The sequence below is a fragment of the Pseudoalteromonas sp. '520P1 No. 423' genome, from assembly GCF_001269985.1.
GTDB lineage: Bacteria > Pseudomonadota > Gammaproteobacteria > Enterobacterales > Alteromonadaceae > Pseudoalteromonas.
The window spans coordinates 2,939,770-2,952,428 of record NZ_BBZB01000001.1; the positions used below are offsets into that span (position 1 = coordinate 2,939,770).

Below are 12,659 nucleotides of genomic sequence, written 5' to 3' on the forward strand. Positions count from 1 at the left end.
CTTATGCACTCAGCTCTTAAATGGATTATTCCTACTATTGGTATGCTTATTCTCACAGTGTTGATTATCTTTTATGTATCTACAACGACAAAAGATCTAGGTCAGTCAAAAAGAGCTTTCTCTGATCTAGGTGGTGATTTCACACTAGAAAGTCACCAAGGTAATATCTCTTTAAGTGATTATTCAAATCATGTTGTGGTTTTATATTTTGGTTACTTGTCATGTGCTGATGTATGCCCTACTTCTATGTCGGTGATAAGTAATGCACTTAGTAAGTTAACAGAGAGTCAAATTAAACATACTCAGGCAATTTTCATAAGTGTTGACCCAGATAGAGACAATACTATTGATATCGAAAAGTTTACGCGATATTTTCATAAAAAAATTCTTGGGGTTACAGGAAGTAAAGAGCAAATAGCGAACGTTAGTGAGAAATTTGGTGTTTATTATAATACAGATGAATTAGAAGGCTCTATAATGGATTATTCTGTAGATCATGCTTCTCGCTTTTATATCATCAATAAGCAAGGAGAATTAGTCACAGCAATGAGCCATAGTACAACACCTAATGAGTTAGCAGCTCAGATTAAGGAGTTATTATGATTCGATTATTATTAATTGCTCCTTTATTATTGACATCTTTTTTATGCTTTGCTGGTACTTCAATGGATTTGATTGTTAATAAATACCAATTTAATCAATGTGCTAATCAGCTTACAACAATTGCAGAAGAAGTCATTGGTACTAAAGAGCACAGACTTCTCCCGGTATTTGCAACTAATCAAGCCAATCACAGATTAGTTACAATAACTGGGGTTATAAATTATCGCGACAGACAAAGCCATATTGTATTTAGTGCTAGTCCATCAGGTAAAGACTCCACAGGATGCGATGTCAGCTATAATGAAAGCTTTGTTTTTGCATCACCTTGTATACTAGTAAGGGAGGAAGTTTTTAAAAAGTGGCCATTTAAAGGTAAATTAAATAACAATACTCAGGTTTTTGTTAACAAAAAAGATCATAAAAAGTTGGCTTATTTAACTAATGCTACAGATAGTGCTTATTGTTTAGTAAGTATTAAAAAGAGTATATATATTTAAATCTTCTATTCATTTTATTATTAGACGCCCTATCAATCGAAGTATTCTTAGCATTCGTCAAGGATACTTCTTATTATTTTATTATTAGCTTCTAATATATAACAGTACAATCAGCCAATCTTAAAGTTCGAATTAATAAGATAGCTAAAGATGAATTATGTAAACACATTTCAGGATGAGACAAATCGATAAAAAAGCCCTCTAAGGGTGTAAAGGGCTTTTTGGAGCATCCATATCAACCGATATGAGCAAAGTAGCAAGTATTAATGTTTCACAGATTTTCCTTTTTAGGGGATTAACTGCTTAATAAAGTTCTATCGTGGAGTACAGCCCTTTATTGATAATGATTATCATTTAGATTGGAACGCAAGTCAAGACCTAAATGGTAATTATTTCCAATTGTAGTTATTCTTAATTTTGTAGAGTAAGTAAAGTTTCAAAGACCCTTGAACAATAATAACTCTAGTAGCTATTGATTTTATCCCTTTTAGCCATTCTCCAAGCTTTGGTATATAATCAACACCCCATAGAAACAATAACTTGCTTACCCGCGGGTCAACAGAGATAGTCCCGTTTTTGATACTATTATTGTTACACTTTATATTATATTTAAAACGAACTGCAAAATTCATCAGAAAGCAATTAAAGCACTGAAAATAAAGAGTTTATCCCGATATGGAAACATTCGAAAACAGCACAAATCAAAATACCATCTACTGGCACGATTATGAAACTTTTGGAGCTAACCCACAAAAGGATCGTCCTAGCCAATTTGCAGGCATTCGCACTGATTTTGATTTAAACATTATTGGTGAACCGCTTATTATTTATTGTAAACCTGCACCTGATTTTTTACCTCATCCAGAAGCATGTTTAATAACAGGGATTACACCGCAACATGCACAAAAACATGGTTTGATAGAAGCTGAGTTTATTAAAAAAATTCATGATGAATTCAGTGTTAACCAAACGTGTGTTGCAGGCTATAACAGTATTCGGTTTGATGATGAAGTCTCACGTTATACGTTATATCGTAACTTTTTTGACCCTTATGCTCGAGAATGGCAAAACGGTAATAGTCGTTGGGATATCATTGATTTAGTAAGAGCCTGTTATGCACTTCGCCCTGAAGGTATTAATTGGCCAACGAAAGAAGATGGCAGCCCTAGTTTTAGATTAGAAGAGCTGACTAAAGCCAATGGTATTGAACATGTCGCAGCCCATGATGCCTTATCAGATGTATTAGCGACAATAGAGTTGGCTAAGCTTATCAAACAAAAACAACCTAAATTATATGAGTTTATATTTAATTTAAGAACTAAAAAGCAAGTCGCTGAGCTGATAGATATTCATAATATGACGCCTATTGTGCATACATCTTCTATGATCCCTTCGACGCAAGGCTGTACAAGTTGGATGGCGCCAATGGCATTTCATCCAGTCAATAAAAATGCGGTTATTTGTTATAACTTAACTTATGATCCAGCGCCATTACTTGAATTAAGCGCTCAAGAAATACAAACCCGTTTGTATACGCCAAAAGCAGATTTATCTTCTGATGAATTACCAATAGGTTTAAAGTTAGTTCATATCAATAAATGCCCAGTTGTGGCACCAGCAAAAACGTTATTACCTGAAAACGCAACCCGTTTAGGTATAGATAGAGAACAATGTTTAAAAAACCTGGCTAATTTAAAAGCCGACTCTGCTCTAAGACAAAAAGTAATTGATGTATTTTCAGAGCAAAGGGATTTTGGCGAAACTTCCAATCCTGATTATCAATTATATAACGGTTTCACTTCACGTAATGACAAACAGTTATTTGATGAAATCCATGAAACCAAACCTGAACATTTAGGTAATTTACAACTCGATTTTGAAGATAAAAAGTTTGAAACTTTATTTTTTAGATATCGCGCTCGTAACTGGCCTGAAACACTTGAAGCACATGAACTAGATACGTGGCGTACTTATTGTAAAGATAAGATCATGAATGGTGAAGATCAACCCTCTATTGATGTGCAAGACTTTATGCTCACCCTTGAAAACTTAGTACATGAGCATGATGGGAATGATAAGAAACTGACAATTTTAAAATCGCTTTACCATTACGCACAAAATCTATAAAACGATTTTAGCTTTTTGGTTATCAACCACAAAAAATCCCCATGCTTTTGCTATGGGGATTATTTAATTAAATGATTATTTTATTTAACAGGCTTAAAACATATCGCGAGTAAAAGCGCGATCCATTTTATCAAACATCTCTTTTAATAAAATCGCAAGTTCAAAGTATTTGGGTCTTGCACTGCTTATTTTAGGCTGATGACCATTTTCTTGCATTTTAACTTCTATTTCACGGTACCAGCTTGCTAAACTCGGTGGTAAATCAGTATCTGAACGTTTACCTAGCCATAATAAACCTTGAACAGGTAAAGATAAAAAAAACAAACTGCATGCTAAAGCTTGCGGTAAATAATCGGCACCAAAATATTGAATTTGAACCAACATGCTAATTAATGCCAAAGCAGGCATAACCAGCATTGCTAATTGTGTTGCCTTAATCACACGTCGTTCTATAAATATAGGAGCTAACTCAATGCGATCGGGCCATAACTTACAATATTTTTGGCCTTCTCTAATTTGCACCATCAAAGTTTTTTGCATAGTGACTCCTCATAAAATAACTTACTAAAAATTGGTCTAAATCAATTATAAAATCCATATATAGTATAGACTATACCACAGCTAGGGGAATTGTCTTTATCGCCTTAGTGTTAATTTATTTTGTAACTTATGGTTTTTATATAAAACCACTCTCATATCAGGAAAAATCATGCCCCAGCAGTATGTACTTGTTTTAAATTGCGGTAGTTCTAGTCTTAAATTTGCAATAATAGATGCGCAAGCTGGTAAGGAAACACTATCAGGCTTAGCTGAATGCTTAGGCTTTGAAAATGCAAGCTTAAAATATAAATTGAATGGCAATAAACATACCGTTTCTTTGGTTCAAAATGCACAACACGCTCAAGCTATTTCCGTATTAGTGCAACTTATAAATGAGAATAAATTATCAGATCAACTTATTGCCGTTGGTCATCGTGTTGTTCATGGCGGCGAACAATTTACCGGCTCTGTTATTATCAATGAAGAAGTAATTTCGGCAATTACTAAAGTATCTGCCCTAGCACCTTTGCATAACCCAGCTAATTTAGTTGGCATTGAAGCCGCAACCAAAGCTTTTGGCTCTTTACCTCAAATTGCAGTATTTGATACCGCATTTCACCAAACTATGCCTTCAAAAGCTTATTTATATGCATTGCCATACGCTTTATATAAAGAACATAGTGTTCGCCGATATGGCTTTCATGGCACTAGTCATTATTTTGTATCTGGACAAGCTGCTGAAGTTTTACAAAAACCAATCGAAGATATTAATTTAATCAGTGCGCATTTAGGCAATGGCTGTTCTGTTACCGCTATTAAAGGTGGTAAAAGTGTTGATACAAGTATGGGTATTACACCACTTGAAGGCTTAGTGATGGGTACCCGAAGTGGTGATGTAGATCCAGGTTTGTTTAGCTTTTTAAGTAACTTAGGCTACAGTGCAAAAAAAATAGATAACTTACTAAACAAAGAAAGTGGTTTATTAGGTTTAAGCCAACTATCAAATGATTGCCGTACCATAGAAGAGCAATACGAAAAACAAAACCCACAAGCAATGCTGGCTTTAAATGTGTTTTGTTATCGTTTAGCTAAATATATTGCTTCTTATACTGTGCCATTAGGTGAACTTGATGCCATTATTTTCACTGGTGGCATAGGTGAAAACTCGAATTTAATTCGTGAAAAAGTACTTAACTTGCTAACGATATTTGGTTTATCAGTTGATAACGATAAAAATTTAAAAGCGCGTTTTGGCAAGTCGGGTATCATCACCAATAACAATTCAGGTCCTATTGCACTTGTTATTCCTACAAATGAAGAATGGGTAATCGCACAAGATTCTGCTCAGCTAGTTAAGGAGGCAAAATAATGTCTCATCGTATTATGTTAATTCCTGTATCTACAGGTGTTGGTCTAACATCTATTTCTGTTGGTTTAGTACGTGCCCTTGAGCAAAAAGCAGTTAAAGTTAACTTTTTCAAACCTATTGCACAACCTAGAAGCAATGATAAAGGTCCTGAAAAATCAACTGAAATAGTTAAGATTGGCTCTTTGATCCAGCCTCCACCTTCAATTGACTTGGCTTATGCTGAACAAATGATCAGCACAGGTAAGGGTGATGTTTTATTAGAGGAAATCGTATCGCGTTTTGAGCAACATATTACCAAAGGCGATGTGGCTATCATTGAAGGTATGGTACCAACTCGTAAACAGCCTTATGCTGGGCGTGTCAATAGAGAAATCGCACAAGCTTTAGGTGCCCAAATCATTTTTGTTATTACGCCAGGTAATGATACTAATGCACAACTTGAAGAAAAGTTAGAAATCGCTTCAGGCAATTATGGCGGTGTAGAACATAAACGTGTACTAGGCTGTATTTTTAATAAAATCAATGCACCCGTTGACGAAGAAGGTAGAGCGCGTGCCGATTTAGCTGAACAATTTGATGTTGAAAAGTTAGAAAGCGAGCAGCATAGACTGGCTGCTTTACCATTATTTAGAAAGCACCCTTTTAAATTACTTGGCAGTGTTCCTTGGAACTTTGACTTAGTAGCACCGCGTGTAATGGACTTAGTTAAGTACTTAGATGCTGAAATTATCAATGAAGGTGATTTAGAACATAGACGTTTACGTCGCGTGGCATTTTGTGCAAGAACAGTTTCAAATATGTTAAGTCATTTTACACCGGGTATTTTATTAGTTACTCCTGGAGATAGAACCGATATTCTGGTTGCTGCGTGTTTATCAGCAATGAATGGCACTAAGCTTGGTGCCATATTATTAACAGGCGGTTTTAAACCTGAACCGAGTATCATGAAATTATGTGAGCAGGCAATGCAAACTGGCTTACCCATCATTTCAACTCAAACTGATACTTGGCGCACATCCCTATTATTGCATAACTTTAATATGGAAGTACCAGCAGATGATGAGCAACGTATTGAAAAAGTAAAAGATCACAATGCAGCTTTTTTAGATGCCGATTGGTTAAAAAGCCTTACCCATGGTGTTGCGACCACTCGTAAAATGTCGCCTCCAGCATTTCGTCATTTACTTGCAAGTAAAGCAAGTAAATCTCAAAAAACGATTGTTTTACCTGAAGGTGAAGAACCTCGAACAGTTAAAGCTGCGGCAATATGTGGCGAAAGAAATATCGCGAAAACAATTTTATTAGGCGATAAAGAAGAAATATACAGAATTGCAGAGCAGCAAGGAGTTCAGTTAAACGAAAATGTGACTGTACTGACCCCGAGTGATATACGTGAAAACTACATAGAAAATATGGTGGAACTACGTAAAAGCAAAGGACTAACAGATGTCGTAGCCGCTGAGCAACTTAAAGACAATGTGGTGCTTGCCACTATGATGTTAGCAAATAATGAAGTTGATGGTTTAGTATCAGGTGCAGTTAATACCACAGCAAATACCATACGCCCACCACTGCAATTAATTAAAACAGCTGAAAATGCTTCTTTAGTATCCTCTGTATTTTTCATGTTATTACCAGATCAAGTATTGGTTTATGGTGATTGTGCAATCAACCCAGACCCTACAGCCGAACAACTTGCTGATATTGCAATACAATCAGCTGATTCCGCAGCCGCCTTTGGAATTGAACCTAAAGTCGCTATGATAAGTTATAGTACTGGTAGTTCTGGTGTTGGTGCTGATGTTGAAAAAGTCAGATTAGCGACCGAAATTGCACAATCTAAACGCCCTGATTTAGTCATAGATGGTCCTTTACAATATGATGCGGCTATTATGGAGAATGTTGCTCGTAAAAAAGCACCTGATAGCCCTGTAGCTGGTCAAGCTACTGTATTTATATTCCCAGACTTAAATACTGGTAATACAACCTACAAAGCTGTGCAGCGAAGTGCTGACCTTATAAGCATAGGTCCTATGCTTCAGGGTATGAAGAAGCCAGTAAATGATTTAAGTCGTGGCGCTTTAGTTGATGATATTATTTACACCATCGCATTAACGGCAATACAGGCTACGCAATAAAAGTACATATAAAGTATGAGTTAAATGGTGTTTTTTTATGAAATAACATTAAAACTTAAGTTAAGAGAAATAAACTGTTTGTTTACTCTGTTTATTTCTCTTTTTACTGATAACAAAATCAATCAATTTTTGTGCCATATCATTTTAGCTATAAATAACATAAGCTTAAATAGAAACCACCAAGTTAACAACAAGGTTATCCACAGATTCTGTGGAAAACAAAAGCGCTAACAATTCAATGTGACCTAAATAAAGTACTTTTTATAAAGCATCTGTTTTGGGCTATATGTACTAAAATTAAACTAAACAAAGTAGAAAAACAGTTTATATAAAAATTTTCATTAAAATTAAAGTAAGTTAAACTTGCCTAAACTGGTTAATGCGCGTAATTTTAATAAATAGCTTTCTAGACTAAAATTTTTAGTATCGTAATTTTAAATAAGGAAATTCATGTCAAAACAATCCTTAGAGTTAATGAAAGAAGCATTTACAATCCATAGTTTTGATCCTTCAGAGCAAATACCTGAACAAGTCTATAATGCACCGGTATATTTTATCGCAAAAACTTACGATGAACTTTCCATTGTGTGTCCTGATTATTTAAAGCTCAATAGTAATGAATCTGAGTCCGGCTGGGCAGCTTTAGAAGTTTTAGGACCTTTAGGGTTCTCAATGACGGGAATTTTATCAAATATCTCAGGTATATTAGCACAAGAAAAAATCTCTATTTTTGCTATCTCAACTTTTGATACTGATTATATTTTAATTAAACAAGAATTTATGGATAATGCAATTAATAGTCTTAAAAAAAACGGATATAACGTTATCAGCGGTCAATAATGTCGATTCATAAACAAATCATTTTTGCAACACAACAACAAGTCGTCAATCTCGGCTTCCCTGTAATGTCACCCTTATCAGGCAGAATTAAACCTCTAGAAGAACACCCTGAAGTTATCTTTTCTTCAGGTGCACTTGGCTGTGGTTTAGCACTTGAGATCAGTAGTCATAAAATTATAGCACCATTTGATGGCATAATAGAAAAAGTAAAAATGGGTGGAACTGAAGTATATTTTAAAGCTAGAAATGGCTTAAGGCTTTTAGTAGCGCTAAATATTGATCCTAGCTATTTTCCATTACCAGGTTTAGCAATCATAAAACATGAAAACCAAAACGTTAAAGCTTCAGAAGCTATCGTTCATTTTGATTTAAGAAAAGTACCCACTCCTATCATTTCTTCGGTGACTATTTTAAACTACCAAAAGTTAGGTGCGATATATTATTCTCACAATCAAATCACCGCAGGAGAAGATGTACTATTTAAAGTTACAGCTAAAAAACGTTAATAACTGAGCCTAGAACACTAATCATATTTTATAAGTTGTATTCTATTATCTTGTTGTAGAAAACCGACTTCTTTCATATTGACGAATTTGTTGTTTAGCATAATCACTTTTTGCATAGGCTTTAACTTTCTTTACCCCTACAATTTCAATCATGCTCAAAACAAAATTGCCCGTGTGCTCATGATGTAACTCACAATTAATTCCATCTATAGCAAGTTTAGATAAATTGTTGTAATCAGAGTTACATGTTTTGTAGTCCAGCATAGGAATAATTGATTAGCTGAAAATCACTTATAAATATGTTTAAATGTCGGTAATTAAAAGACTTCAAAGAACTGGAATTAAAAATGAACAAAACAGTTATGTACGGTATAAAAAACTGCGACACCATCAAAAAAGCTAAAAAGTGGCTAGAAGCCAATGATATTGCATTTGAGTTTCATGATTATCGTGTACAAGGTTTAACAAGCGAGATGTTAGTTGAGTTTGAAGCTGCATTTGGCTGGGAACTGTTATTAAACAAACGAGGCACAACGTATCGCCAACTAACTCAAGCGCAAAAAGATGGCTTAAATAAAGACACTGCGCTTGAATTATTAGTGGAGTTCCCAGCAATGATTAAACGTCCATTATTAGTGCATAACGATGCCGCTCATTTAGCTTTTAAAGACGCGCAATATAAAGAGATCTTTAATAAATGACCTCACCTGTTATCGCTTTAGCGCAAGCACTTATTCAGCGCCCTTCAGTGACCCCATTAGATGAAGGCTGTCAGCAATTAATGGCTGAGCGTTTAACTAATGTCGGTTTTAATATCGAAAACATGTTTTTTGTCGATACCCAAAATATGTGGGCCAGAAAAGGTGATAAGTCACCTGTTTTTTGTTTTGCAGGTCATACAGATGTCGTGCCAACAGGGCCAGAAAATGAATGGCAAATCCCCCCTTTTAGCGGCGAAATTAAAGAAGGCTATTTGCATGGTCGTGGCGCTGCTGATATGAAAGGGTCTTTGGCTGCTATGGTTGTCGCAACAGAACGTTTTATTGCTAAATATCCAGATCATAAGGGCTCAATTGCATTTTTAATTACGTCTGACGAAGAAGGTCCATTTATTAATGGCACAACTCGTGTGATTGATGAGCTGGAAAAGCGTAACGAAAAAATGGATATGTGCCTCGTTGGTGAACCCTCTTCTACCAAAGTTTTAGGTGATGTTGTTAAAAATGGTCGCCGTGGTTCATTAACCGGCTTTTTAACTGTAAAAGGTGTTCAAGGCCATGTGGCTTACCCGCAACTTGCTCTAAATCCAATCCATTTAGCTGCGCCTATTATTGAAGAATTAACCAATACCCATTGGGATTCAGGTAATGCATACTTTCCTGCCACCAGCTTTCAAGTTTCTAATATCAATGGCGGCACAGGTGCAGGTAATGTGATACCAGGCTCTATAGAGGTTCAATTTAACTTTAGATTCAGTACTGAAGTGACAATGGAAATTCTACAAACGAAAGTAAATGAGATCATAAAAAAACATAATGTGAATTATGAGTTAAACTGGGTAAGAAATGGCTTACCGTTTTTAACTGATAGCGGACCATTAGTAGATGCGACTGTAAAAGCAATTAAGCATATTCAAAATATAGATACTTCGCTAGAAACATCAGGTGGTACTTCTGATGGTCGATTTATTGCTCAAACTGGCGCGCAAGTAATAGAATTAGGACCTTGTAATGCCACTATTCATAAAGTTGATGAATGTGTAAAAGCAGATGATCTTGAGATACTAACAGATGTTTATGAACAAATTTTAATTGAGACTTTAACATGATGTTTTCATCTGAAATTTTAACCGGTCAAACCCAAAAGCACTTAGTTGAATTTCATGGTTCACTTGTTAATTGGGCAATAGTCAGTGATTTGCAATCATTAACTATTGCCGCTAAAAATGCTGGTTTTGATTTAGCAATTGCTTCAAGCTTTAGAGGTTTTGATAGACAGTTGATGATTTGGCAAAAGAAATACAATGGCATTAACCCTGTATTTGATATCAATGATAACCCTGTTGAGTTAAATGGATTATCTGATTTAGAAAAATGCCAAGCTATTATGTTGTTCTCCGCCCTGCCAGGTGCGAGTCGGCACCATTGGGGCACTGACTTTGATTTTTATGATAAAGCCGCGATCACAGATAAGTATCAAATTCGTTTACAACAAGATGAATATAGTGAAGGTGGCAGATTTGCGGCTTTAACTGCTTGGTTAGATGACAATATGGCAGAGTTTGGTTTTTATAAACCTTACGATGAATACCGTGGAGGCATCGCTGTCGAACCTTGGCATATTAGTCATAAATCTACTGCAGATATGATGCTTAAAAAGTTCTCAGTTAAAAAGTTAGAAAAGGTTTTAAAGCAATATGACTTTGCTGGAAAAGAAGCCGTTTTATCGAATTTACCTGAGCTATATACCCAGTTTGTTATGAATATAAACGCTTAATAAAGTCACTCCCGATGACCTTTATCGGGAGTCTTGTCTGTTGTCTTTATTAAAATACAACAGGCATCTCACTAAGCAATAAAGTCTGCTTCAAGCTGTTCTAAAAATTCAGATACAGAATCCGCAATTTTTTGGTGCGGACGTTTACCCACATATTCAAGCCAAACATAACCCGTACAGTTTTCTACGGTCACTAATAAATCATCTTCTTGGGTTAACGCAATGAAAACTGTTTCATCATGTTTTAATTTTTGCTTCATTAATACATGGCCTGTGATGTTTTGCTGTAATTGGTCATAATCATCTTCACTCCAAGCCTGAAGCAAAACTAATTGTCCCCATGGAGAGCTTACCGTAATATTATCAGCATAAAAGCTACCATAGTACTGGCTTATTTGTTCAGGAAATTGAACTTCTAGAGCGCGACTTAAATTTTCCATATCAGTTTTTGGCGCTTTCTCAATTGCTTGCCACTGAATTTGACCATTTACTAAGGTATCAGTTATTTCACAAGGGCTAGGCCATTGCGGGTCATGGGCTACAACAGGAAGTTGATCTGTTTTTTGTTTTGCTTGATTTTGATATTGATTAAATAGGGTTTCTAATTTTTTATAAACTGACATACTGCATGATCACTTAACTTTCGTTACAATGGACGCAATTGTAACCTTAAAAGCAAAATTTATATATATGACAGCATACGACAATTCTGAAGCACTAAAAGGCACGCTTTTAGGCCAACAAACTGAATATAAAGATCAATACGATGCAAGTTTACTTTTTCCGATTCCTAGAAAGCTTAATCGTGATCAGTTAAATGTTGTTGAGTCTGACTTACCTTTTAAAGGTCAAGACTTATGGACTGGCTACGAAATGTCTTGGTTAAACTCAAAAGGCAAACCACAAGTTGCGGTTGCTGAGTTTATTTTTCCTTGTCAAAGCAGTCATTTAGTTGAGTCTAAGTCATTTAAACTATACTTAAATAGTTTTAATCAAACCCGATTTGTTGATTGGCAAACAGTTCAAGCACATTTAGTTCGAGATTTATCTCAAGCTGTAAATGCTCCAGTTCAAATAAAACTATATAAAGCAGATGAGTTATCATCACTACAGCTGACAGCCCTTCCTGGCTTATGTATTGATGATTTAGATATAGAAATAGATGATTATCAATTTGATAGTAATTTATTAAAGCTAAGCGATAGCAATGAGCAAGTAACTGAAATGCTACATAGTCATTTATTAAAATCTAATTGCTTGATCACATCTCAGCCTGATTGGGCAAGTATTGTAATTCGTTATTCAGGCACGCAAATATGCCACGAAAGTCTATTACGTTATCTAATATCATTTAGAAACCATAATGAATTTCATGAACAATGTGTTGAACGTATCTATTGTGATATACAAAGTAAATTAGGCATAAAAGAGTTAGAAGTGTATGCCCGTTATACCAGACGTGGCGGATTAGATATCAATCCATACCGTGCTACAAATAATGATGAAATCCCATTTGTAATAAAAACTAATCGTCAGTAAATTA

13 protein-coding genes are annotated in these 12,659 nt (G+C 35.3%); 11 read left to right on the forward strand and 2 right to left on the reverse strand.

Features of this window, described 5'->3' with window-relative positions; translation table 11 throughout:
• The first annotated feature begins 3 nt into the window (after positions 1-3).
• The 3 genes from PSA_RS13420 (at position 4) to sbcB (ending at position 3,227) form a co-directional block, all read left to right on the forward strand.
• Complete coding sequence (locus PSA_RS13420; protein ID WP_042150885.1) at positions 4-603, forward strand: SCO family protein; 600 nt, start codon at positions 4-6, stop codon at positions 601-603.
• Positions 600-1,100, forward strand: a complete 501-nt coding sequence (locus tag PSA_RS13425; protein WP_052380203.1) for a hypothetical protein — start codon at positions 600-602, stop codon at positions 1,098-1,100. The genes PSA_RS13420 and PSA_RS13425 overlap by 4 nt, the downstream gene beginning before the upstream one ends.
• 675 nt (positions 1,101-1,775) lie before the next feature.
• Positions 1,776-3,227: an exodeoxyribonuclease I gene (sbcB, locus tag PSA_RS13435; RefSeq protein ID WP_042150888.1), complete on the forward strand. Its 1,452-nt coding sequence runs from the start codon at positions 1,776-1,778 to the stop codon at positions 3,225-3,227.
• A gap of 93 nt (positions 3,228-3,320) precedes the next feature.
• Here sbcB and yfbV read toward each other — a convergent pair whose 3' ends face one another.
• Positions 3,321-3,767 carry a terminus macrodomain insulation protein YfbV gene (yfbV, locus tag PSA_RS13440; protein ID WP_042150890.1) on the reverse strand — a complete coding sequence of 149 codons (447 nt, stop codon included), beginning with the start codon at positions 3,765-3,767 and terminating at the stop codon, positions 3,321-3,323.
• Between the two features lie 169 nt (positions 3,768-3,936).
• Between yfbV and PSA_RS13445 the strand changes: the two genes are divergently transcribed.
• From PSA_RS13445 to PSA_RS13475, 7 genes are all read left to right on the forward strand, one after another.
• Entirely contained in the window at positions 3,937-5,136 is a 1,200-nt protein-coding gene (locus tag PSA_RS13445; protein WP_042150892.1) for an acetate kinase, read from the forward strand.
• Complete coding sequence (gene pta, locus PSA_RS13450; RefSeq protein ID WP_042150894.1) at positions 5,136-7,274, forward strand: phosphate acetyltransferase; 2,139 nt, start codon at positions 5,136-5,138, stop codon at positions 7,272-7,274. The genes PSA_RS13445 and pta overlap by 1 nt, the downstream gene beginning before the upstream one ends.
• Positions 7,275-7,724: 450 nt before the next feature.
• Positions 7,725-8,114 carry an ACT domain-containing protein gene (locus tag PSA_RS13455; RefSeq protein WP_042150904.1) on the forward strand — a complete coding sequence of 130 codons (390 nt, stop codon included), beginning with the start codon at positions 7,725-7,727 and terminating at the stop codon, positions 8,112-8,114.
• On the forward strand, positions 8,114-8,620 hold the full coding sequence (locus PSA_RS13460; RefSeq protein ID WP_042150906.1) for a PTS glucose transporter subunit IIA: 507 nt from the start codon (positions 8,114-8,116) through the stop codon (positions 8,618-8,620). Before PSA_RS13455 ends, PSA_RS13460 begins: the two co-directional genes overlap by 1 nt.
• A 347-nt stretch (positions 8,621-8,967) precedes the next feature.
• Positions 8,968-9,321: an ArsC family reductase gene (locus tag PSA_RS13465; protein ID WP_231665258.1), complete on the forward strand. Its 354-nt coding sequence runs from the start codon at positions 8,968-8,970 to the stop codon at positions 9,319-9,321.
• Positions 9,318-10,448 carry a succinyl-diaminopimelate desuccinylase gene (gene dapE, locus PSA_RS13470; RefSeq protein ID WP_042150908.1) on the forward strand — a complete coding sequence of 377 codons (1,131 nt, stop codon included), beginning with the start codon at positions 9,318-9,320 and terminating at the stop codon, positions 10,446-10,448. The genes PSA_RS13465 and dapE overlap by 4 nt, the downstream gene beginning before the upstream one ends.
• The gene (locus PSA_RS13475; protein ID WP_042150910.1) at positions 10,445-11,116 is read left to right on the forward strand and encodes a M15 family metallopeptidase; all 672 of its coding nucleotides are present in this window, start codon (positions 10,445-10,447) and stop codon (positions 11,114-11,116) included. Before dapE ends, PSA_RS13475 begins: the two co-directional genes overlap by 4 nt.
• A gap of 71 nt (positions 11,117-11,187) precedes the next feature.
• Here the strand turns inward: PSA_RS13475 and syd are convergent, their stop codons facing one another.
• Positions 11,188-11,739, reverse strand: a complete 552-nt coding sequence (gene syd, locus PSA_RS13480) for a SecY-interacting protein (RefSeq protein WP_042150911.1) — start codon at positions 11,737-11,739, stop codon at positions 11,188-11,190.
• A 67-nt stretch (positions 11,740-11,806) separates the two neighbouring features.
• On the opposite strand from syd, the gene queF reads away from it, so the two are divergent.
• Positions 11,807-12,655: an NADPH-dependent 7-cyano-7-deazaguanine reductase QueF gene (gene queF, locus PSA_RS13485; protein WP_042150920.1), complete on the forward strand. Its 849-nt coding sequence runs from the start codon at positions 11,807-11,809 to the stop codon at positions 12,653-12,655.
• The last annotated feature ends 4 nt before the right edge of the window (positions 12,656-12,659 follow it).

What these genes read in the sequence shown, in the direction of transcription:
- PSA_RS13425 (WP_052380203.1), top strand. Translation starts at nt 600, where the DNA reads ATGATTCGATTATTATTAATTGCTCCTTTATTATTGACATCTTTTTTA.
- dapE (WP_042150908.1), top strand. Translation starts at nt 9,318, where the DNA reads ATGACCTCACCTGTTATCGCTTTAGCGCAAGCACTTATTCAGCGCCCT.
- PSA_RS13445 (WP_042150892.1), top strand. Translation starts at nt 3,937, where the DNA reads ATGCCCCAGCAGTATGTACTTGTTTTAAATTGCGGTAGTTCTAGTCTT.
- PSA_RS13455 (WP_042150904.1), top strand. Translation starts at nt 7,725, where the DNA reads ATGTCAAAACAATCCTTAGAGTTAATGAAAGAAGCATTTACAATCCAT.
- PSA_RS13460 (WP_042150906.1), top strand. Translation starts at nt 8,114, where the DNA reads ATGTCGATTCATAAACAAATCATTTTTGCAACACAACAACAAGTCGTC.
- sbcB (WP_042150888.1), top strand. Translation starts at nt 1,776, where the DNA reads ATGGAAACATTCGAAAACAGCACAAATCAAAATACCATCTACTGGCAC.
- yfbV (WP_042150890.1), bottom strand. Translation starts at nt 3,767, where the DNA reads ATGCAAAAAACTTTGATGGTGCAAATTAGAGAAGGCCAAAAATATTGT.
- pta (WP_042150894.1), top strand. Translation starts at nt 5,136, where the DNA reads ATGTCTCATCGTATTATGTTAATTCCTGTATCTACAGGTGTTGGTCTA.
- PSA_RS13465 (WP_231665258.1), top strand. Translation starts at nt 8,968, where the DNA reads ATGAACAAAACAGTTATGTACGGTATAAAAAACTGCGACACCATCAAA.
- queF (WP_042150920.1), top strand. Translation starts at nt 11,807, where the DNA reads ATGACAGCATACGACAATTCTGAAGCACTAAAAGGCACGCTTTTAGGC.
- PSA_RS13420 (WP_042150885.1), top strand. Translation starts at nt 4, where the DNA reads ATGCACTCAGCTCTTAAATGGATTATTCCTACTATTGGTATGCTTATT.
- syd (WP_042150911.1), bottom strand. Translation starts at nt 11,739, where the DNA reads ATGTCAGTTTATAAAAAATTAGAAACCCTATTTAATCAATATCAAAAT.
- PSA_RS13475 (WP_042150910.1), top strand. Translation starts at nt 10,445, where the DNA reads ATGATGTTTTCATCTGAAATTTTAACCGGTCAAACCCAAAAGCACTTA.